This window comes from Peribacillus alkalitolerans (assembly GCF_010882125.1).
In the GTDB taxonomy this organism is placed as follows: domain Bacteria; phylum Bacillota; class Bacilli; order Bacillales; family DSM-1321; genus Bacillus_BN; species Bacillus_BN alkalitolerans.
In genome coordinates this window covers 334,468-356,238 of the sequence record NZ_JAAGVZ010000002.1, presented here as the reverse complement: position 1 = coordinate 356,238, position 21,771 = coordinate 334,468, and the positions used below count along the sequence as shown (strand labels likewise).

Sequence of the window (21,771 nt, the reverse complement as noted above, 5' to 3'; positions counted from 1 at the left end):
AGAACTCTGGTTGTTGGAGGTCATTCTATTGCACAATTTCCATCCGCGTCAAAGAGAGATTTTAAAAATATTATCAGAAAAGAAGACTTGGGTGAAGGGCTCAGAATTGGCTATAGAACTTGGGGTAACGGATAGAACCGTTAGAAACGATATCTCTTTTATAAATTCAATTTTAAATGAAGAATTTATTGTTTCGCAAAATAAAAAAGGCTATTTTCTATCCGACCTCAACAGAGCCAGGGAAATCATGAAAAGTGAAAGTGAAGGCATTCCAACTCACCCTGATGAACGCATAAACTATATACTAAAGAATCTCCTTCTTAAAAGCAGGGAAATAGATTTATATAATCTTTCTGAAAAACTCATGGTCAGTGAGGCAACCATTGAAAATGATTTGAAGAGAATCAAGGAGATGATCTCTGAAAACCAAAGAGGCCTGAGTTTATCAAGGAAAGCAGCATTGATCTATTTATCGGGGAGTGAAAAGGATAAACGGGCTCTTTTAAGTGAACTTTTATTTAAGGAAACGAACCGAAGCTTTTTTAGTCTATTGAAATATGAAAAATACTTTAATGACTTTAGTTTGGCACTGATCCAAAGAAAACTTATCGAGTCTGTCAAAAAATATAACATCCATCTTAATGAAATGGCAGTAGTCAATCTTGTGATCCATATCGCTATTACCATAGACAGGATAAAAAGTGAAAATATACTCGATATACAGTTCGATTTGGATAGTGTGGAGGGAACTCCAGAATATAAAATGTCTGAAGATCTTTCCAGAGTATTAGAGGAGGAGCTTGGAGTGAAGTTCCCCTTAGGGGATATCATTTATCTTTCCTACCTTATTTTAGGGAAAAGCATCATAAAGAATAACTATAAGGAAAAAAGGGAGCTAGATGGAATCGTCGATCCCAATCTTTCAAGCCTTACGGACGAGCTTATTCATTCGATAAAAATGGAATACGGAATATACTTTGAAAATGATGATCAACTGTTCATTGGGTTATGTCTTCATATTAAGAGAATGATTGAGAGGATCCATAACCACATCATAATGAGAAACCCGATTCTCGATGAGCTTAAAATCAATTACCCTTTTATCTTTGAAATCGCTGTTTTTGTTTCGAAGGAATTTTACAGGATCACAGGATTAGCGATTAGGGAAGATGAAATAGGCTTTCTTGCTCTTCACCTTGGGGCGGCCTTTGAACGCCTAAAGGAAAAGAAAACAGGGAAAAGAAAAATTGGCCTCATTTGCCCGACAGGTTACATAACCAGTAGCTTACTAATGACAAAGCTTCATTCAGTTTACAAGGACAAGGTTGAAATTCTAGGTACGTATTCCTTCATGGAGTTAGATGAACTTATCGCGAATGAACCGGACCTTATCCTATCTACAGTTAAATTTGATTATGAAATTGACATCAAGGTTATTGAAGTATCCCCATTCCTTAATCAAGCAGACATAGAAAAGATTGATCAACACTTACGACTCTATAAAGAATACAAAGGGCAAAATGATGTTTCGACTGACGTGAGGCATTTTTTCAGAAGGGACATTTTCTATAAAGGAATATCCTTTACAGATGAATTTGAAGCTATCCAATTTTTGGGGAATGATCTTTACTCTAAGGGATATACACCAGAGGATTATATGGATCTAGTGATGGAAAGGGAGAAGATTTCCTCCACCTCCTATGGGAATCTCGTTGCCATTCCACACCCTATCGTGATGAATGCCTACGAAACGGTCATTTCTGTGGCAATACTGAATAAGCCTGTCATGTGGGGAAAGAACCGTGCACAGCTTGTTTTTATGTTTTCCCTAAAAGAAGAGGACAGAAAAAAACTGAACCATCTTTATAAGCATCTCATTGAAATCATTAATAGACCCGATGGGGTAAACCATCTGATTGGGTCTGAACATTTCGATGATTTTATAGCTAGAATCATAAACTATAATTCTTAATTACATCCCGCTATAATGCGGGATTTTTTATTTGAATTTTATATATAAAATTTTTCCAAGCAATTAGGAAAAAGATTATTGGAGAAGTTAGAGTCTAGAAAACTATAATACAGATAACCAAAATTTATTAAACAGCGGGAAGGTGAAGCGAGTGGTAGAAATCGAACAAATTGCATTTCAAATTATTTCATCCTCAGGAGATGCTCTATCGACAATGATGAAAGCGCTTCAATTTGGAAGAGAAGGGAATTTTTCTGAAGCAGATCAGCTCATGAAAGATGCGAGTGCATTACTTTCAAAAGCACATAAAGCCCAAACCGAATTGATTGTCAAAGAAGCAAGGGGAGAAAAATCCGAATACTCCATCATGATGGTTCACGCACAGGATCATATGATGAATGCATTATTGGCTCAAACCTTAATCAGTGAAATGCTGAGTTTATATAAAAAAATTGGTTAGGGCTCTCTAATCAAGTTGGAGGGATGAATGTGAAGTGGGGAATGATAGCAACTTGGCGTATGGCTCTTGAAGGGGTGGAAGCAGCTTCCGAAATGCTCAAGGAAGGCGGCAGTTCTAGCGATGCAGTGGAGACTGCAGTTGGAATGGTAGAGGATTATCCCCTTTATAAATCGGTGGGATATGGTGGACTTCCGAATGAACATTGCGAGGTAGAACTGGACGCCGCTTTTATGGATGGTGAAACACTTTCAATAGGGGCGGTGGCAGGAATAAAAGATTTTAAAAATCCTATATCCATCGCAAGGAAGCTAAGCCAAGAAAGATTTAATGTGTTCATGGTGGGCAATGGGGCAGAGGAATATGCACTTAAAAATGGATTTGAAAGAAGGAACATGCTTACCGAAAGGGCACGTAAGCTTTGGGAAAAACGTGTAAGAGAGATTAGGGAGAAAAATCTAAGTCCTTACGATGGTCATGATACCGTGGGGATGGTCTCTCTTGATGTAAAGGGGCATATGGCAACGGCTACATCGACAAGCGGATTGTTTATGAAAAGGAGAGGAAGAGTGGGAGATTCACCTTTATCAGGATCAGGCTTCTACGTTGATAGCAGCATAGGAGGAGCCTCGGCAACAGGGCTTGGAGAGGATATTATGAAAGGTTGTTTATCCTATGAAATTGTTAGGCTTATGAAGGGGGGGATGAATCCACAGGTTGCAGCTGAGAGTGCTGTTTACGAGTTTACTAACTATCTCATGAAGAGAAACGGAAAAGCAGGTGCTATGTCGGTTATTGCAATGAATAACAATAGGGAATGGGGAGTAGGCACGAATATAGAATTTTCCTTCGTGGTGGCCACGGATGTAGACAGGCCAACTGTGTACGTTGCCTATCCAAAAGGGGAAACGACCATTTACCAAAAGGCATCGGAGGAATGGCTTGAAGCCTATCGAAAAAGGATTTCAAGTCCTGTTGAGTAAGGAAGAATGGTCCATTATTTATTAAACAAAGGGGTTAAGATTATGGAGAAAATTCAAAAATTCCTTGAGACCAAACTTTTACCTTTTGCATCTAAGATGGCAGGTCAAAGGCATCTTGCGGCAATCCGAGATGGATTTATTACGTTTATACCATTCTTAATAATCGGTTCAATCTTTATCATTATTCAAGATTTCCCTGCACCAGGATGGCAAGAACTACAGGTCAAACTTTTTGGGGAATTTTTTAATCAATTTATCATTCTTCCAAAGAGGGTTACGTATGATATCATGTCCCTTTTTATAGTGGCAGCGATATCCTACAAGCTTGCACAATCCTACAGGGTTGACGCATTATCTGCTGCAATGCTTGGAATCAGTTCCTTTGTACTCTTAACTCCAATTACAACTTCTATAGATATAAATGGAACAGCTCATGTTGTTGAAAAGGTTATCACGGTTGGTGGCTGGTACGGTACAAATGGAATTCTTGTTGCGATCATCACAGCGCTTGTGGTCACTGAAATTTTTAATTATTTTATTAAAAAAGGAATCACCATCAAAATGCCGGATGGTGTTCCACCAGCGGTATCCAGGGCATTTTCCGCACTGGTGCCGGGCTTTATCATCATTGTGGCAATGCTTCTAGTTAGATTATTATTCCTACAGACAGACTACCAATATATCCATGAATTTATTTACCAGATTGTTTCCGTACCTATGGAGAGTTTAGTAGCGAATAATCTCTTTGGGGCCATTGGGACCGTCTTCGCAATCAGTCTTCTCTGGTGTGTGGGGTTGAATGGTGGAACGATCGTAAACGGAATTATGAGACCTTTCTGGGTACCTCTTCAGGACGAAAATCTTGCTGCGATTGAAGCTGGGAAAAGTGCACCAAATATCATCACTGAGCAGTTCTTTGATATGATCTGGATTGGCGGTGCGGGTGCAACCCTTGCTGTAGTGTTCGTGCTTATATACAGGTCTAAGTCAAAGCAGTACAGGGAGTTAGGTAAGATGTCTCTGGCTCCGGGGTTATTTAACATCAATGAACCTATCATGTTTGGTTTGCCTGTGGTATTAAACCCAATATGCATGATACCGTTAATACTAGGACCCATTGTGATTACCATCATTAATTACACGGCAATGGCACTTAACTTAGTAGCTAGTCCGACAGGAGTCATCATACCATGGACAACACCACCTGTTATTCAGGGCTTCCTTATAACTGGTCATTGGTCGGGTGCAGTCCTTCAATTGGTCGATATACTTGTGGTAATGTTTATCTGGTATCCTTTTATTGCAGTGATGGATAAGAAAAAGGTGGCGGAGGAATCAGGTGTAGCTACTGGTAATAGCAAGAATACCAATAATAATTTAGGAGCTTAGTAATGATTGAACTAATCGCAGCAACGATCGATGACGCAAAAAAGATTGAAGCACATGGAGGAGACAGGATTGAGCTTGTGAGTGCTCTCTCGGAGGGAGGACTCACCCCAAGCTATGGACTCATCAAACGGGTAATAGAGTCCGTAAACATTCCAGTCAATGTGATCATCCGACCACATTCGAAATCCTTCGTATATAACAGTGAAGAGATTGAGCTTATGAAACAGGATATTCAAATGGCCAAAGTGCTTGGTGCCAATGGGGTAGTGATTGGCACTCTCAATAAACATAAACAAATATGTGAAACGAACCTTGAGAGACTTCTTGAAGCCTCTGAAGGAATGGAGGTAACCTTCCATAGAGCCATAGATGAGCTTGATGATCCTGTAGAGGGAGTAAAAATTCTTTCAAGATATAAGGAAATTGACAGGATTCTGACATCAGGCGGGAAAGGCAATTTAAGTTCAAATACCGAGACATTAAAAAATATGGTCACTGAATCCGGACATATCAAAATTTTGGTCGGAGGAGGCTTGAATTTTGAAAATGCAAGTCAAGTCATGAAAGAAACAGAGGCTCCTGAATATCATTTTGGGACCGCTGTGAGGTATGACAGTTCTCCCTTCACTGATATAAGTGAAGAACTGCTGATCAAACTCTTTAAGCTTTTAAAGGGATAGGAGGGACTAAATGAAAATCATTTTAGTTTGCTTCGCCGGCATGTCCACCAGCTTGCTTGTGAGCAGAATGGAAAAGGTTGCTGCTCAAAGAGGAATTGATTCAACTATTCTAGCAATGCCAGCAACAGAGATCTATGATGAACTGGACGGGGCGGATGTTGTCCTTCTCGGACCACAGGCCAGGTATGCATTGGACGAAGTAAAAAAAGAAGCGGAGCCAAAGAATATTCCAGTAGCAGTGATCGATTCTATTCTTTATGGAACCATGAATGGGGAAGCCGTTCTTGATATGGCTTTGGGGATGGTAAGGAAATAGCAAGGGTTTTCGACCTTCAAGATTTTTCATAATAAAGCGGCCAGAATAAGGATTCTGGCCGTTTTTTATTGTTTATGCAGTATAGACAAGAATTCAAGCCACTTCAAGTGTATTAGTTATCTAACTTTCCCTTTGAAAGGCACCTTTTTATCAACCAATTTGAATATGTACTATGTCATTTTAGCCCTAAAATATGTCGAAATGTTTTGTTTAAATTTTTAGAAAATACAGTCTTTTAATATTGTTTTCCGTTTAATCAATATTATATAATACGAAAAAGAAAACACTTCAGGAAATTTAATAATGAAGGAAAAGCTTTAGAATTTGACGATCATTTCAATTAGTAACTATTTTCACTATGTAATTGAATAAAATCCCTCATATGTAACCACTACCTTATTTAAATCTAGCACTTAAATGAACTGTTTCTTCACGTTAATGAACCAACTAAGAGTCCCTTAATTATTTTATAGAGGTAAGGAGGTAAGATCCTTGAATCTGACTGATTCCATCACATATAGGCGGATTGAAGCTTTGGAGGAAATAAATGAAGTCGTTTTGCTTCAATCGGAGATTTGGAGTGCGGATGTTGTGTCGCCACTTCCACAGCTAGTAGCCTCTATTCATCATGGGGGATTGATTATAGGAGCCTATTTAAATGATAGATTAATAGGTTTCAGTTACGGATTTGCTGGATTAAAAAATGGAGAGACTTATTTAGTTTCCCATATGACTGGGGTCCGTCCTGAATATCAAAATGGTGGATTAGGATTTCAATTAAAACTTAAGCAAAGGGAAAGGGCAATTGTAAATGGTTATCAAAAAATCGTTTGGACATATGATCCTCTAGAAATAAGGAATGGTTTCTTTAATTTATGTAAATTAGGTGCCTATTCCCGAACGTACCTACCTTCGTATTATGGAGAAATGCAAGATAAACTGAATAAAGGGCTGCCATCGGATCGGTTATTAGTGGAGTGGGATCTTTGTTCCAGGCGGGTAGAAAAAACAATAGATGGTGGGATCCCAGATCCTTTCGAAAATGAATATGAAATTCTACTATCTACTGATGGGGAATATCCTTCAGAAGTAGTGAAAAAAATCAATCCTCAGCAAAGAGGATATCTGGTTTCTGTACCATCAAATATCCAGTTGGTGAAACATTCAAATCTTGATGCGGCAAGGGCCTGGAGACTTGCATTGAGAAATGTTTTAAATGAAGCCCTATTATCTGGATTTATCATAAGCGGAGTTCAGAAGAAATCTAATTCTTACATTCATTACTATATGCTTGAAAATAAAAGGTTGGAGGAAAGTCATGATAAAGGCAATTAATGAGTGGGTAAATCAGCATGAAGATCTTATAAAATCTACCTACCATCACTTACATAGTAATCCAGAAGTTAGCTGGAAAGAAGTAGAGACAACGAAATATATCATATCTAAGTTAATGAATATAGGAATCCCAACGGAACGATTTGATTCACACCCTGGTGTGATCGGATATTGGGGCGATCCCAATGATGGTCCAACGATTGGGATTAGAGCGGATATGGATGCCCTCTATCAGCTTGTTGATGGCGAATGGAAAGCCAATCATTCATGTGGCCATGATGCCCACATGACCATCGTGCTCCTTGCCATTACTTGCTTGAAGAGAATTGGCTTTACCCCTAAAGGCTTAATAAAGCTCATCTTCCAGCCAGCAGAAGAAACAGGCAATGGTGCCCTAGCCTTAATTGAAAACGGCGTGATAGAGGACATTGATTACCTGCTTGGTATTCATTTGAGACCGATTCAGGAAATGGAGTATGGAAAAGCATCACCTGGTATTTATCACGGGGCCACAACTTTATTAAGAGGTGAAATAAAAGGAGTCCAGGCACATGCAGCCAGACCTCATCTTGGAATCAATGTGGTGGATTCCATTGGGTCTATTATTCAAGCTGTAAATGCGATAAAAATGGATCCCACAGTTTCAGCCTCTGCCAAGGTAACGATGATAAAGGCAGGAGGAGCCAATCTGAATACGATACCGGATTATGCCGAATTCGGAATTGATGTTCGTGCTGAACGAAATGAGATAATGTCTGAACTACTCAAAAAGGTCGAGCATGCTGTAGTAACAGCTGGTGCAATGAATCATGCCGAGGTTAGTTTAAAACCTTTTGCGTCAATGGTCGCAGCGGAACGTAGTGTTGACTTTGAAGAGATTGTAAAAGAGGTAATCATAGATGTGCTAGGTGAAAAAGGGCTTGTTCCACCTCCAGTCACTCCAGGTGGGGAGGATTTCCATTTTTATAAAGCATCCTATCCTAATATGCAGGCTACAATGGTCGGTCTTGGAACTGGGTTAGCACCTGGGCTGCACCACCCGAACATGAGCTTTAACCTTGATTCTCTTCTTAACGGAGTGAAAATAGTAAGCACGGCCATTACAAAAGTGGTCGGAGAAAAGAAAGGGAGTCAAGGCAGGTGAAAAAATGGTGAGTAGTATTAAGGTTTCGGAGAAATCAAAAATAAAGAGAAGCTTTCAAAAATTTATCCCAGGAGTAAAGTATGATAGATACGCTAAAAACGGATGTCCAGGAAAAATATAGCCAATTTTCAAAAGGGGTGAAAAAAGTATCAAAACATTTTTTAGCTAATCCTCAAGCTTTTGCGATGAACTCTGCTGAGCAGGTGGGTGGCCAGATTCATGTAAGTGAAACGACTGTCATCCGATTTTGTCATGCACTTGGTTATAGTGGATTTAGTTCCTTCCAAAAAGATATTCAAGAGTTTTTATTAAATAACAATAGTAGCTTAGTAGAATACCATTCTTTGAAGAATGGGATCGAGAAGAATCAGGATTTTGCGAAGAAAATCATGCAAAAGGATGCAGAGGTTATCAATCAAACAGTTGAAAGATTAAGAACGGAAGATTTTCAAAGGGCCATAGAACAGCTAGTTGCTGCGAATCGGATTCTTGTCGCAGGTGTCCGTTCCTCTTATGCAATGGCTCATTGGTTTACCTTTACTCTTGAATTAATCCGTGGAAATGTTCGATTGTTTCGAACTGATAGTGATGACTTAATTTTAAGAATGCGAGAAATGGACATGAACAGCGTATTTGTTGCCTTTTCCTTTCATCGTTATGCTCTAGAAACTATTAATATGGCGAAGGAAGCAAAGAGGCATGGCGCATTTGTCATAGGGATAACAGATTCCGAGGTTGCACCGATCCGTGAGTTTGTAGATGTTTTATTTACGGTACATCTTCCGAAAAAATCCACACTAGATGTGGCTCCAGCTGTTTTTTCACTCATGAATGCAATCATTGCAGGTGTATCTGTAAAAAATTCTAAGCAGTTTAAAGAACGGATGGAATCCTATGAAAAATTCCATTATAAACATTTTTTTGTAGAATAAGCCCGAAATCCTAGAATTGTAGAAAAGGGGGAAAATAAGTGACAAATAGAAGTTTTTCGATTCGTAGAGTCACCCTTCACCGATTAATCATGCAGTTGAAGCATCCGTTCGCCACGAGCTTTGGGACCTTTCAAGAAAAAGAATTTTTTGTAATTGAGATGGAGGATGATTCCGGTTGCATCGGATTTGGTGAATCCGCCGCCTTTTCAAGCCCTTGGTATAGTGAGGAAACCGTAGAAACGAACAAACATATGATGGAAAAGTTTTTAATTCCTCTCCTATTTGAGTCACAGATTCAGCATCCTGACGAAGTGTCAAAACGATTCCAATCGATCAGAAGAAATAACATGGCTAAATCAGCATTAGAAGGAGCTGTTTGGGATTTATTTGCAAAAAGAAATCAGAGTCCTCTATATAAAACACTTGGTGGGACCAAGCATCAAATAGATGTAGGAATTAGTATTGGCATTCAACCTACTGTCAAAGATCTCCTTCATGCTTGTGAAGGGTTTATAAGAGAAGGCTATAAGCGATTGAAAATAAAAATTAAGCCAGGCTCTGATTATCAAATGTTAAAAGAAGTCAGAAAACAGTTTCCTGATACATTACTGATGGCCGATGCGAATTCTGCTTATACGCTAAAGGACATTGAAACATTGAAAAAGCTGGATGAACTGGACCTCATGATGATCGAACAGCCACTTGAACACGATGACATTATCGATCATGCCAAATTGCAGAGAGAACTATCAACCCCCATTTGTTTAGATGAAAGCATCCATTCCTTTGAAGATGCTAGAAAAGCAATTGAATTAGGCAGTTGCAAAATTATTAATATTAAGATTGGTAGAGTGGGTGGAATTACAGAATCCAAGAGAATCCACGATTATTGTGCTGAACATGGCGTTTCTGTCTGGTGTGGTGGAATGCTAGAAGCTGGGGTTGGCCGTGCACATAATATTGCCATAACCACTTTACCACAGTTCAATTTACCAGGTGATACAGCTGGTTCATCCCGATATTGGGAAAGAGATATCATTGACCCCGAAGTACTCGTAAACAATGGTGTGATAACTGTTCCTACTAAACCAGGAATTGGTTATGAGATCAACAGGAAGGTACTTGAATCCTTACGTATAGAAAAACTAGTCTTCACCCAATCCAATACAGTTTATCAATAAAAGTGGGTCGTATAAAAATGGTCTTAAAATTAGCGACAGGCACCATTCGAGGACAAATTCTCAAATTTTGTCCATGGGTGGTGTCTGACACTAAAGTAAGAAACATATTAGGAACTCACCAGCACCCCATGTAATGCCACATTCACTCTAGACGTTGGGAATCTGTCGCGTAGTTGTAGTGGGTATAATAGAAAAGCAGTTGATATAGAAAAAATCTATACCAGCTGCTTTTTTGTTTATGGCTCTGTTAAACGGTGCTGTTGATTTCCGTTCCAGGCACTCGCTTTCCGCGGGGCGGGCGGTGAGCCTCCTCGGCGCTCTGCGCCTGTGGGGTCTCACCTGTCCCGCTGCTCCCGCAGGAGTCGAGCGCCTTCCACTCCAATCAACTTAGTGGATAAATTTAACAGAGCCTTGTTTATTAAAATACCATTCAGAAACGATATTCGTTAAAATAACATTGCCGATTTTTACACTAGTTTTTCACAAATAATAAATGTCCAAATGTATTTTGTGTTTGATAATAAGTAATTAAGCATGATATAAATGTAAAAGTATTGGATCATATAGTTTTGTATTTTTTGACCGATAGTTTGAAGTTGTATTCATTGTGAGAGGATTTGAATTTGAAATGATAGATAATTTTTGGCGTGATTTACCACGACCATTTTTTGTACTTGCACCAATGGAAGATGTGACAGATGTTGTTTTTCGTCACGTAGTAAGTGAAGCCGGTCGACCGGATGTGTTTTTCACAGAGTTTACAAACTCGGATAGCTATTGTCATCCAGACGGCATGAAAAGTGTGCGTGGCCGTTTGCTTTTTACAGAAGATGAACAGCCGATGGTGGCACATATTTGGGGGGATAATCCCGAATATTTCCGTCAAATGAGTATTGGCATGGCAGAGCTAGGATTTAAAGGCATCGATATTAATATGGGCTGCCCTGTACCGAATGTGTCATCGAGAGGGAAAGGCAGTGGTCTTATTCTGCGTCCAGACGTTGCGGCAGAACTTATTCAAGCAGCAAAAGCGGGCGGACTGCCTGTCAGCGTGAAAACACGACTTGGCTATAGCGAAGTAAATGAGTGGGAGGAGTGGCTATCGCATATTTTAAAACAGGATATTGCGAACCTTTCTATTCATTTACGTACAAGAAAGGAAATGAGCCAAGTAGACGCGCATTGGGAGCTAATTCCGGAAATCAAAAAATTACGTGACTGTATCGCACCAAATACGCTACTAACAATCAATGGAGACATTCCTGACCGTCAAACTGGGCTGCAGCTTGCTGAACAATATGGTATTGATGGCGTTATGATCGGGCGAGGCATTTTTAAAAATCCTTTTGCTTTTGAAAAAGAGCCCAAGGAGCATAGCAGTAAAGAATACCTTGATCTTTTAAGACTGCAGCTTGATCTTCAAGATCAATATGCGGAAATACTGCCACGTTCAATCTCAGGGCTTCATCGCTTTTTCAAAATTTATGTCAAAGGATTCCGTGGAGCTGGTGAATTAAGAAATCAATTGATGAACACGAAATCAAAAGATGAAGTGCGTGCATTGCTTGATAACTTTGGAAAAGAAGACGGGGCGGGGACAGTGAAATGATGTAACTCTCAAAAAGTTAGAGAATAAATGAATCACATTAACTCATGTGTACTTATTTAATTCAGTTTTAAGTTCCTTTGTAGCAAACGTATTCCAGTTTTTTGTGTCCAGTCACTCCACTCCATGTCAAGAGAGTTCACTGGGGAATTGATGATCCTGCTTAGGCTGAAGGTACAGAAGAAGAGAAGTGGGCATTCTTCCAAATAGTTCGGGACGAGATTTGGGAAAGAATTGAACGTTTTGCCAAAACTGGAGAGTAAGAAAGGATAAATCACAGAAGGATTTCTACTCTCAAAACTGTATTTTAAGGTAAATTAATGCATTTCCAAAAAAGCAACAGCACCAGCTCAACGGATGAGAGAGGTGCTGTTTTGTTATTTCCTTCATTAGATGATCTTTTGTTGCATAAACCATTGTTTCTGCTGTTGTAAATAAACTAGTTTTTGTTCCTCTAATTGAACTTTATCTTCAACTTTCAGTGAAAAGTTAGCGATTTTCTTGTTCTTCTAGACATGGTAAGGGAATCATTATGTTAGAAAAATTCTTTTTCAATTTTTGTTTGGTAATGAAAGTGGAATTAAAAAAGACTTGATTAAATCAAGTCTAATTAAGAAATCTAACGTCCGATATGATCTGGATAATGCATTTCTGTAAACGAAACCCAATCAGCTAGACTAACTTACAACAATTATTCTTATGGTCTTAAACAATTAGTGTAAACTCAACAAGCATCCCATGTGTTGCCACTTACACCCGACACATTGCGAAGCGGTTGCTTGGCTGAAGTTAGCATAATATTATCTACGAACGGAGGCCGAATAGAGGAGTTCGTTCTCATTAAATTGAATGTATATAGATAGAATAAATTATTTTTCGCTTTGGAGATGTTGATATGTCAATAGAAATAATAGGACTTATTGCATTAGTTGTTAGTGTAATAAACTATGAAAAGATAATAACCGAAATTCAGTTTAGAGGATGGAAAAAGAAAATTGAGGGAATTCACAATTATGATTCTGATGTTGTTCGTGATACCCTCAATAATATTGCCCATCAGTCTTTTTCGCTTACTGGCGAAAAACTACCTTACGGTCGTGCAAAATGGTTTGTAAATGGTGATTCTACTTTCAGGAAAGCTATTGATGCTAATGACCTTGAATTTTTCGGTTACTCTCCAATCAGAAGCAAAGAAGAACTTGAATTTAAAGAGTATGGTGTCTTACTAGCTCAAGAGGGGATTTTTGCAAGGTATCAAGTATTTGAGACGGATAAGAAAAAAGGGAAAATGGAAAAGGGCATAACAACTTCTGAAATTTTTCCATTTGCAGGTCTTTGGAAAGTTAAGTATATTCCAGAACAAAAGGTAATTAAGTTCTACTATTTCAGAAGGAAAATCCGTAAACTTCACATAGATGGTAATGAGCAATATGCTCAAGCTTTAGTGCTAACTATCACCTCACTTATTAATACTGGATATACAAATGATATTGAAACAGGCTTCATCAAAGAAAAGATGCAAGCTGATTTTGATAAATTTGAAAAAACCTTGATGACACCGGGTGCTGTTGCGGAATCAATAGGTGCTATGGGGGCGGTTTATGCTAATGTTGATTCACACTTTCATGAGGAAGTTTTAAATGGGGTTGTTAACAATCCTCAAGGACATGGATTTGCTGCTGAATATGCAAATGATTTAATAGACAAAGTTAAGCATCCGTTTTTGAAAGTACAAAGAGTTGGGCAAGACAATGCCAAGGATGGTGCTGATCGTGTTGTTGGTTCGACAAGAATTCAAACAAAATATTTATCTAGCGCAAGAAACTCTGTAAACTTTGCGTTTAAGCCAAAAGCTGATGGAGGAGAATACAGATATGGCGGTATGCAACTAGAAGTTCCTAAGGACCAATATAATGAAGCGATTGAACTAATGAAAAGGAAAATAGCTGATGGGAAAGTTCCAGGACATTCAAATCCAAAAGATGCATACAAGATAATTAGAAAAGGACATGTTACTTGGGCCGAGTCTAAATTGATTGCTAAGGGCGGAAATCTTACTTCATTAAAATATGATGCACTTGACGGAGTTGTTCAAACCTTGCCAGTGGCAGGGATAAGTTTTGCTATTGTGTTCGCACAAGCAAAATGGTCTGGTGTTGAAACAAAAGACGCTGCTGTTATGGCAGCAAAAGCTGGAACTAAAACTTTAGTAATGGGAACGGTAGTTTATGCGGGCTCGCAGCAGATTGCAAAAATTATGACTGCTAGGATCGCTTCACAAACGGGTAAGAAAATCATGGCAGAAACAGTAGCAAAACGTTCTGGTATGGTTATTTCATTCGGAATAATCATGGTCCCTAATATCTTCGATTCGCTTGTAGGGAGAATTTCAAATCAACAGTTATTAAAGAATACTCTAGTTGCAGGAGGTGGCTTTCTGGCAGGAGTTGGTGCAAGTGCAGGTGCGGGCGCTTTGTTAGGCTCCGTAGTTCCTGGTGCAGGAAATGTTGTCGGTACTGTAGTGGGTGTAGTGGCCGGAGTTGCTGGTGGAATCGCAGGAACGGTTGGTTCTAAGAAAATCCTCGACCACTTCATTCAAGATGACAGAATCGAAATGTTCGCTCAATTAAAAGAAGAGTATATTGATATAGTGATGTCAATTAGTTTGACGGATGCTGAATTTACAAAAGTTCAAGATATCGTGTTTAATAAGTCGTTGGAATCTAAACTAAAAGTTATGTATAAAGCAAGCAACGATTTAGGCAGTCGTAGATATGCAAGAGAAAATATAGTGGAAGATGCAGTAGAACAAATAATCAAACAACGTTCGAAGATAGACGAGTCTGAATTGATTGAAGGAGTTGAAAACGCTACTAAGGAGTTTTTTGCAGCGACAAACAGGGATTTTTACGAAAAAGCAAATCAACGAATCCCATTATGAGCCGTTAAGCCAAATCTAACATAAAATATCCGTGCTTATTCAGCGGCAGACACTTAATAATCCTTCAAGGAAAATATCTTCAGTAGCTGCAATAGATAACCTTTAAGCAAGATTGATTCCCTGCATACAAAAAGGTATGAAGGGGTTTATATTTTTTGACTCACCAACATCTCTTGTGTTGCCACATACACTCAACACATGTGGAAGCTGTTGCTAAATTAATATTGAAATAGATAGAAAAGGGTACCTCAGTAAAATTTTACTGAGGTACCCCTTAATCTTTATTTAAAACACTTTTGTAGTCCAATCCTCACAATTCCAAATATCGGTTGCAATTTCACGATAGAAATCAGGTTCGTGGGATACCATCAATATACTTCCACGATATGCCTTTAAAGCACGCTTCAATTCTTCTTTTGCGTCGACATCCAAGTGATTGGTAGGTTCGTCTAAAATTAATAAATTCGTCTCGGTGTTTAATATTTTACACAAACGAACTTTGGCTTTTTCGCCACCAGAAAGTACTTCGATTTTACTTTCAATATGTTTCGTTGTTAATCCACATTTTGCAAGAACAGCACGGACTTCAGCCTGATTCATACTTGGGAACTCGCTCCAAATCTCTTCAATACAAGTGTTGTAGTTGGACTGTTTAACTTCCTGTTCGAAGTAACCGATGTATTGATACTCACCACGTTCCACTTTGCCCGAAATCGGATTAATCAAGCCAAGAATACTTTTTAAAAGAGTAGACTTACCAATACCGTTTGCACCCACGAATGCAATTTTTTGTCCGCGTTCCATTTTCAAATTCAGAGGGCGAGAAAGTGGTTCATTGTAACCAATAACAAGATCTTCAGCCTCGAAAATCCAACGACTAGCTGCACGAGCTTCTTTGAAATTAAACTCTGGTTTCGGCTTCTCTTTTCCCAATTCAATAACTTCCATTTTGTCGAGCTTCTTCTGACGAGACATTGCCATATTACGAGTCGCAACACTTGCCTTGTTACGAGCAACGAAATCTTTTAAATCAGCAATTTCTTGTTGTTGACGCTTGTAAGCAGACTCTAGCTGTTGCTTCTTCATTTCATGAATTTTTAAGAAGTTATCATAGTCACCAACATAGCGATTCAACTCTTGGTTTTCCATGTGATAGATCAGGTTAACAACATTGTTCAAGAATGGAATATCATGTGAAATCAAGATAAATGCATTCTCATATTCCTGTAAATAGCGCTTCAACCATTCGATATGCTGTTCATCCAAATAGTTCGTAGGCTCGTCTAGTAATAGGATTTCAGGCTTTTCTAGCAAAAGCTTAGCTAGCAAAACTTTCGTTCGTTGCCCACCGCTAAGATCATCTACATCTCGATCGAGTCCAACATCGTCTAATCCTAGACCACGAGCAACTTCCTCAACTTTTGAATTAATTTGATAGAAATCATTATTATCTAGAGTTTCTTGTAGCTCTCCAACTTCAGCCAGCAGTGCATCGATATCAGCACCTTCATCACCCATTTTTGCATAAAGTGCATTGATCTCTGCTTCAGCATCAAATAGATATTGAAAAGCAGTACTCAAAGCGTCACGCATCGTAGTACCTTTTTGAAGTACAGCATGCTGATCTAAATAACCAACACGAACCTTTCGTGACCACTCCACTTTCCCCTCGTCTGGTTGCAACTTCCCTGTAACAATATTCATGAAAGTAGACTTACCTTCACCATTTGCCCCAACTAGTCCAACGTGCTCTCCTTTTAAAAGTCGAAAAGACACATTATTAAAAATTGCACGATCACCGAAACCATGACTTAAATTTTGTACGTTTAATACACTCATTTATTAACCCCTTATCTAATGTAACATGTGGATATTTTACTAGATTTAGACTAGATTTTCTATCTTGAAGTTATTTTTTGTGCAAAATATAATTCGATTTTTGGGCAAATTAGAAGTCTGCCTTTTCTTTATTGGGCATATCACGTAAGAGTCTATTATACAACCATACCAGGAGATAAGATATGAGGTATTCCCATTTGGGAATAGTTGTACAAAATTGAAAGAATCGGTTGAGTTCTAAACCAAAATTTTAGGGTGTACAGTCCGTTGACAGGATCGAGATGAAACAGTTTTTGGATAAATCTTTAAAACAATTGGAAACTCATCAACACCCCATGTGTTGTCACATACACTCAACACATGTGGAGTGCGTCGTAAAACTCTCTTTAAAGATGTAACCCAAATAAAAATTTACTATTAAAAATAAACTCTTTTCTAAAAAGACCCTGAATTCGTAAATAAAACTATTTACGAATTCGGGGTCTTTTTCTTGCCTGTCTTGAAAAAGATTCAACAAAAGTAAAGCATATCAGATCATTGTACCGCATTTTTTTATCCTTGCTTTGCAGAATAGTGTTTTTTACCTGTAATAATGTGTTAACCAGGCTTATTTGTCCATTTTTTTATATGATTCAAATAATTCTAATTATTCATGAAAGTTATTTATTGTCAATCTATAATAAAGTGAATGGAAATTGATGGGAGGAATGGAATAATGAAGAAAAAGTTTATTTTACCTGTAGTTCTGTCGTCAGCTATGTTGGTAGGTTCTATCCCAGTTAGTAGTGTTTTTGCGCAACCAGTTAATGTACAAGCTTCTAAGGAGTGGAATGAGAAAGCTAGCGTTCCTTTATTTGTAAAAGAGCGCTTCGCAGAGAAATTCTCTTCTAGTACTCCTTCCAATGCATTAAATTATTTGAAGAGGAATGAAGGTAAAACCGGAATTAATAATCCGGATAAAAATCTAAAAGTGAAGAGTGTAGAAAAAGATAATCTAGGGATGACTCACGTCCGCTTTAATCAGACAGTAAATGGAGTGAACGTAGAAGGGTCAGAGCTTGTTGTTCATTTTAATAAAAATAATGAAGTCGTATCCGTCAACGGAAGAATAAATCAGACAATTGCCGATGATGCAGTGGACACGACTGCTGCTTTAAGTAGTGATGCTGCACTAAAGGCCGCACAATCCTCTGTCAATGCACCTGAAGAGTTGACCTATGAGCCAACTACTGAGCTTGTTGTCCTTCCTTTTGAAGGGGAAAATTATACAGCCTATAAAGTGAATATTAACTTCATGGGGGATGAGCCTGGAAACTGGTTTGTCTTTGTGGATGCAAACACAGGGAAAGTCATCGACCAGTATAATGGCCTAATGCATGCTGATGAAATGAAAACACAAAAAGGTGTTGGAAAAGGTGTACACGGAGATCACAGGGAATTACATATTAGCCATGTGAAGGAACCGAATTCTGGAACTAAGTTTGCGTTAGCAGATTACTCTCATGAGAACCTTGGAGGAATCTTTACGTATGATGCCAAAAATGATGGGGATCCAAGGAATGACACTCTCTATGTAGGGAATTCGGCTGCCTTTATAGGAGATTATGATAGAGCAGCTGTTGATGCCCACTATAATTCAGAGAAGGTATATGAGTATTATCTAAATGAACATGGCCGTAATTCCTTGGATGGCGAAGGAATGGCTATTAGTTCTTTTGTACACTTTGGCAACAATTATAACAATGCATTCTGGAATGGACTTTGGATGACCTATGGTGATGGTGACGGTATGTTCATGACTTCTCTATCAGCTGGTCTAGACGTTGCTGCACACGAAATGACTCATGGTGTCATCTCTCATTCAGCAAATTTAGTATATCGCAATCAATCTGGAGCATTAAACGAATCGTTTGCTGACGTCTTTGGTGCACTCGTTGACGATAGTGATTGGGAAATGGGCGAGGATATTATGGCACCTGCTGCCAAAGCTAATGGTGTAACAGTATTACGCAGCTTAAGCAAACCAAACAGTGTGGTAGTCAGCAACGCGCAAAGAAGGGCGTACAGCACTAATGGTGGAGTCTATCCAGACCATATGGATGAGTTTTATAACATGCCAACTTCTGTTGATGGCGGTGGAGTCCATGTTAACTCCTCCATTACAAACCATGCCGCATACTTGATTGGTCAAAAAATCGGAAGGGAAAAATTAGGACAAATTTATTATCGTGCCTTAACTGTTTATTTAACTCCAAATTCCAATTTTAGCGACGCACGTAAGGCGATTGTACAGTCTGCCATCGATATTTATGGTGAAGGCAGCGAGGAAGTCGCTGCGGTTAATTCTGGATTTGATTCGGTGGGAATTTACTAGGTATTTTCTTCAAGAAAATTTTCAGCTGATTTTAATATGAATATTGAAGTGCGTTTTATACTCCCTCAGACTAAGAGTTTGAGGTTTTTTTTGTTAGGATCACACTAGCAACATATTATGTAAATTTATCAAGGTTTAATAATCTGAGAGATTTTAGTTTATGCAAACATATATTGTAAATAAGTTGCTCACCTTAAGACTAGTGTCTGGCACCATTCGTGTGCTTTCATTAATATTTTTTAATTTCAAAATTATTTGTTAAAATAAAAATATAAAAAATTTTGAAAAAGAGGGTTAAATAATGGTCTATCAAGCAAGTGGTCAGCGTTATCAAGAGATGCAATATCAGCGTTGCGGGAATTCTGGGCTTAAGCTGCCTGCCATTTCATTAGGGTTATGGCATAACTTTGGCAGTGTGAATTCCTATGAAAATATGAAATCACTTATTTTTAGATCCTTTGATTTAGGTATTACACACTTCGATTTAGCAAATAACTATGGGCCCGTCCCAGGTTCGGCAGAAGAAAACTTTGGTAAAATCCTTCATCATGAGATGAAAATCTACCGAGATGAGATGATTATTTCAACAAAGGCAGGTTACACCATGTGGGATGGACCATATGGGGATTGGGGTTCTAAAAAGTATTTGGTTAGCAGTTTAGATCAGAGCTTAAAAAGAATGGGCTTGGAATATGTGGACATTTTCTATCATCATCGTCCAGATCCTGAAACTCCTATGGAAGAAACCATGGCAGCGCTGGACCTAATTGTTCGTCAGGGAAAGGCATTATATGTTGGGATTTCCAATTATAGTGCAGAGCAAACAGCTATAGCAGTTGAAATTTTGAACAAGCTTGGAACGCCGCTCCTTATTCACCAGCCAAGCTACAGCATGTTTAATCGCTGGATTGAAGATGGTTTACAGGATGTACTAGAAAAATCTTGTGTAGGTTCCATTGCCTTCTCTCCTCTCGCTCAAGGAATGTTAACAGGTCGTTATCTAAAAGGAATCCCTGCTGATTCTCGGGCAGGCAGGCCAAACACCTTCCTGCAAAGTGAGCGTATTACAGAGAGTGTTTTAGAAAAAGTTAAAGATTTGAATTCGATTGCTGTAGAACGTGAGCAAAGCCTCGCTCAAATGGCTTTAGCTTGGGTACTTCGCGAGGGAAAAGTTACCTCTGCTATTATTGGTGCAAGCCGAGCTGATCAAATCGAGGAAAATGTGAAGGCATTAAACAACCGTACGTTCACACAGGATGAATTAAATAGAATTGATTCGATTCTAAGTCGTTAGATTACATAAAAGGGGATAGAGGGTTTAACCTTTATCCCCTATTGGTATTCTTCTTTTTTACTTAAATTACTCTTCTTTTTCTCTTCTTTTATAATTTTTGAGACAGTGCTTCCTGCACAAGCAGTTAATAGGATATAGCCATTACCATTAAAACAACTAATTATTTCTCCCATTTTTTTAAAATAGTAAGTTTATAGTCCTCTTTCAATTTAATTTCCAATTCATTTTTATGCTCTTTAATAACTTCATATGGTTGGTATCAGGTACCGAAAAAAGACAAAAATTGAGGGTTTGTCGGTGTGGAAAGCAGAACAAACTGCATAAAGTTAAGCGTCAAATAATCCCCACCTAGGTAGATGGGGATTATTTGATGTTACGTTAACTTTGGTTATTGATTGCAGTGCATTTCGACTTAAATAGAAATTAACCATGCAAACTGAAGTGAACATTAATTACTGATTTTTATGAGACAAAGGACGTAGGTTAAATTAATCAAGTTTTCAAAAAACAAAGAATAGTCAAATTTTAGTTAAAATATATCATTAAGTATTAACTTAGTTTGCAATAACGTTGAATTAGCAAGAAATTTGCAACATAACACATATTTTGAGTATTAAGGGAGGTGCATGGAGTTGCAGCCCGGAGCATTTATGCAGCAAAGGTTGGAACCGGTTCAAAAAAGATTTAGATTCAGGCTCAAATACATGAGAATGAAAGATTAGTGACAGAGGCCGCCCTTGACCTATTGAAAACATATGCAAGCAACAACTCCAAGGATGTTCAAAAGTATTAGCTGAATCTACCCTATATTTTATTCCGATGTATAATCCTGACGGGGCGGAGATGAATACCCGCGGTACTAAAATCATGGCGACCGGCAAGTCCCTGGACTTGAATCGCGACTGGACTCTGTTATGAGGACGTAAAACCAGCAGACGAAACTGCACCAACATGGTCAGAAGATAAAGAATTAATGACTTCAAATGTTGGTAGAACTAAACTTAAACTTTCATGGACAGCGGCAGCAGATGATACAGGTGTTACAAGCTACAAAATTTACAAGAATGAAAGTGAACTAGTTACATTAGCAGGTGATATCACTAGCTATAAAGTCAAAGGCCTGTCATCTGACACGAAATATACGTTTAAAGTTGAAGCAGGCGATGCAGCAGGAAACTGGAGCATGAATGGTCCGATTGTAGAGGTGACGACAAAAGCCAAATCACAGGGTGGTGGCTGGACACCATCACCAGATCCAAAACCAATACCGATTCCGAAGCGCTACACCAATACCAAAACCAGGAGATAATAATAAGAAATAAAATAAC

Annotated in this window: 17 protein-coding genes and 1 pseudogene; 17 read left to right on the top strand and 1 reads right to left on the bottom strand. The window is 38.5% G+C overall.

Features of this window, described 5'->3' with window-relative positions; translation table 11 throughout:
- Nucleotides 1-28: 28 nt before the first annotated feature.
- From G3O09_RS04065 to G3O09_RS04005, 13 genes and pseudogenes are all read left to right on the top strand, one after another.
- Entirely contained in the window at nucleotides 29-1,972 is a 1,944-nt protein-coding gene (locus tag G3O09_RS04065) for a BglG family transcription antiterminator (RefSeq protein WP_163100197.1), read from the top strand.
- A 151-nt stretch (nucleotides 1,973-2,123) separates the two neighbouring features.
- Entirely contained in the window at nucleotides 2,124-2,432 is a 309-nt protein-coding gene (locus G3O09_RS04060; RefSeq protein WP_163100196.1) for a PTS lactose/cellobiose transporter subunit IIA, read from the top strand.
- A gap of 29 nt (nucleotides 2,433-2,461) precedes the next feature.
- Nucleotides 2,462-3,412, top strand: coding sequence for a glycosylasparaginase (locus G3O09_RS04055; protein WP_240338327.1), 951 nt, complete (start codon nucleotides 2,462-2,464; stop codon nucleotides 3,410-3,412).
- 42 nt (nucleotides 3,413-3,454) lie between these two features.
- A complete protein-coding gene (locus G3O09_RS04050) occupies nucleotides 3,455-4,801 on the top strand; it encodes a PTS sugar transporter subunit IIC (protein WP_163100194.1) in 1,347 nt (448 codons plus the stop codon).
- A gap of 2 nt (nucleotides 4,802-4,803) precedes the next feature.
- Nucleotides 4,804-5,481: a copper homeostasis protein CutC gene (locus G3O09_RS04045; protein ID WP_163100193.1), complete on the top strand. Its 678-nt coding sequence runs from the start codon at nucleotides 4,804-4,806 to the stop codon at nucleotides 5,479-5,481.
- 10 nt (nucleotides 5,482-5,491) lie between these two features.
- Entirely contained in the window at nucleotides 5,492-5,797 is a 306-nt protein-coding gene (locus G3O09_RS04040; protein WP_163100192.1) for a PTS sugar transporter subunit IIB, read from the top strand.
- A 492-nt stretch (nucleotides 5,798-6,289) separates the two neighbouring features.
- Nucleotides 6,290-7,132: a GNAT family N-acetyltransferase gene (locus G3O09_RS04035; RefSeq protein WP_163100191.1), complete on the top strand. Its 843-nt coding sequence runs from the start codon at nucleotides 6,290-6,292 to the stop codon at nucleotides 7,130-7,132.
- Nucleotides 7,116-8,276, top strand: coding sequence for a M20 peptidase aminoacylase family protein (locus G3O09_RS04030; RefSeq protein WP_163100190.1), 1,161 nt, complete (start codon nucleotides 7,116-7,118; stop codon nucleotides 8,274-8,276). Before G3O09_RS04035 ends, G3O09_RS04030 begins: the two co-directional genes overlap by 17 nt.
- A gap of 80 nt (nucleotides 8,277-8,356) precedes the next feature.
- On the top strand, nucleotides 8,357-9,208 hold the full coding sequence (locus tag G3O09_RS04025; RefSeq protein WP_163100189.1) for a MurR/RpiR family transcriptional regulator: 852 nt from the start codon (nucleotides 8,357-8,359) through the stop codon (nucleotides 9,206-9,208).
- Nucleotides 9,209-9,297: 89 nt separating this feature from the next.
- A complete protein-coding gene (menC, locus tag G3O09_RS04020; RefSeq protein WP_163100276.1) occupies nucleotides 9,298-10,389 on the top strand; it encodes an o-succinylbenzoate synthase in 1,092 nt (363 codons plus the stop codon).
- A 628-nt stretch (nucleotides 10,390-11,017) separates the two neighbouring features.
- Nucleotides 11,018-11,998 (top strand): tRNA dihydrouridine synthase, encoded by a 981-nt coding sequence (locus G3O09_RS04015; RefSeq protein WP_163100275.1) that lies wholly within the window; start codon nucleotides 11,018-11,020, stop codon nucleotides 11,996-11,998.
- Between the two features lie 104 nt (nucleotides 11,999-12,102).
- Nucleotides 12,103-12,258 (top strand): annotated as a pseudogene (locus G3O09_RS22370) (low molecular weight phosphatase family protein); the annotation flags it as partial.
- A gap of 632 nt (nucleotides 12,259-12,890) precedes the next feature.
- Complete coding sequence (locus G3O09_RS04005) at nucleotides 12,891-14,936, top strand: N-acetylmuramoyl-L-alanine amidase family protein (RefSeq protein ID WP_163100188.1); 2,046 nt, start codon at nucleotides 12,891-12,893, stop codon at nucleotides 14,934-14,936.
- 285 nt (nucleotides 14,937-15,221) lie between these two features.
- Here the strand turns inward: G3O09_RS04005 and G3O09_RS04000 are convergent, their stop codons facing one another.
- Nucleotides 15,222-16,775, bottom strand: coding sequence for an ABC-F family ATP-binding cassette domain-containing protein (locus tag G3O09_RS04000; RefSeq protein WP_163100187.1), 1,554 nt, complete (start codon nucleotides 16,773-16,775; stop codon nucleotides 15,222-15,224).
- Between the two features lie 715 nt (nucleotides 16,776-17,490).
- Here G3O09_RS04000 and G3O09_RS03995 point away from each other — a divergent pair.
- From G3O09_RS03995 to G3O09_RS03980, 4 genes are all read left to right on the top strand, one after another.
- Nucleotides 17,491-19,149, top strand: a complete 1,659-nt coding sequence (locus G3O09_RS03995) for a M4 family metallopeptidase (RefSeq protein WP_163100186.1) — start codon at nucleotides 17,491-17,493, stop codon at nucleotides 19,147-19,149.
- A gap of 301 nt (nucleotides 19,150-19,450) precedes the next feature.
- Complete coding sequence (mgrA, locus tag G3O09_RS03990; RefSeq protein WP_163100185.1) at nucleotides 19,451-20,443, top strand: L-glyceraldehyde 3-phosphate reductase; 993 nt, start codon at nucleotides 19,451-19,453, stop codon at nucleotides 20,441-20,443.
- Between the two features lie 744 nt (nucleotides 20,444-21,187).
- The gene (locus G3O09_RS22850) at nucleotides 21,188-21,361 is read left to right on the top strand and encodes a M14 family zinc carboxypeptidase (protein WP_338048402.1); all 174 of its coding nucleotides are present in this window, start codon (nucleotides 21,188-21,190) and stop codon (nucleotides 21,359-21,361) included.
- Nucleotides 21,362-21,416: 55 nt separating this feature from the next.
- Nucleotides 21,417-21,752: a fibronectin type III domain-containing protein gene (locus G3O09_RS03980; protein ID WP_163100184.1), complete on the top strand. Its 336-nt coding sequence runs from the start codon at nucleotides 21,417-21,419 to the stop codon at nucleotides 21,750-21,752.
- Nucleotides 21,753-21,771: the final 19 nt, after the last annotated feature.

Bases quoted from the DNA above. Each gene is read 5' to 3' on its own strand.
- G3O09_RS04000 (WP_163100187.1), bottom strand. From the start codon at position 16,775: ATGAGTGTATTAAACGTACAAAATTTAAGTCATGGTTTCGGTGATCGT.
- G3O09_RS04040 (WP_163100192.1), top strand. From the start codon at position 5,492: ATGAAAATCATTTTAGTTTGCTTCGCCGGCATGTCCACCAGCTTGCTT.
- G3O09_RS03980 (WP_163100184.1), top strand. From the start codon at position 21,417: ATGACTTCAAATGTTGGTAGAACTAAACTTAAACTTTCATGGACAGCG.
- G3O09_RS04050 (WP_163100194.1), top strand. From the start codon at position 3,455: ATGGAGAAAATTCAAAAATTCCTTGAGACCAAACTTTTACCTTTTGCA.
- G3O09_RS04015 (WP_163100275.1), top strand. From the start codon at position 11,018: ATGATAGATAATTTTTGGCGTGATTTACCACGACCATTTTTTGTACTT.
- G3O09_RS04005 (WP_163100188.1), top strand. From the start codon at position 12,891: ATGTCAATAGAAATAATAGGACTTATTGCATTAGTTGTTAGTGTAATA.
- G3O09_RS04045 (WP_163100193.1), top strand. From the start codon at position 4,804: ATGATTGAACTAATCGCAGCAACGATCGATGACGCAAAAAAGATTGAA.
- G3O09_RS04030 (WP_163100190.1), top strand. From the start codon at position 7,116: ATGATAAAGGCAATTAATGAGTGGGTAAATCAGCATGAAGATCTTATA.
- G3O09_RS04025 (WP_163100189.1), top strand. From the start codon at position 8,357: ATGATAGATACGCTAAAAACGGATGTCCAGGAAAAATATAGCCAATTT.
- menC (WP_163100276.1), top strand. From the start codon at position 9,298: ATGCAGTTGAAGCATCCGTTCGCCACGAGCTTTGGGACCTTTCAAGAA.
- mgrA (WP_163100185.1), top strand. From the start codon at position 19,451: ATGGTCTATCAAGCAAGTGGTCAGCGTTATCAAGAGATGCAATATCAG.
- G3O09_RS03995 (WP_163100186.1), top strand. From the start codon at position 17,491: ATGAAGAAAAAGTTTATTTTACCTGTAGTTCTGTCGTCAGCTATGTTG.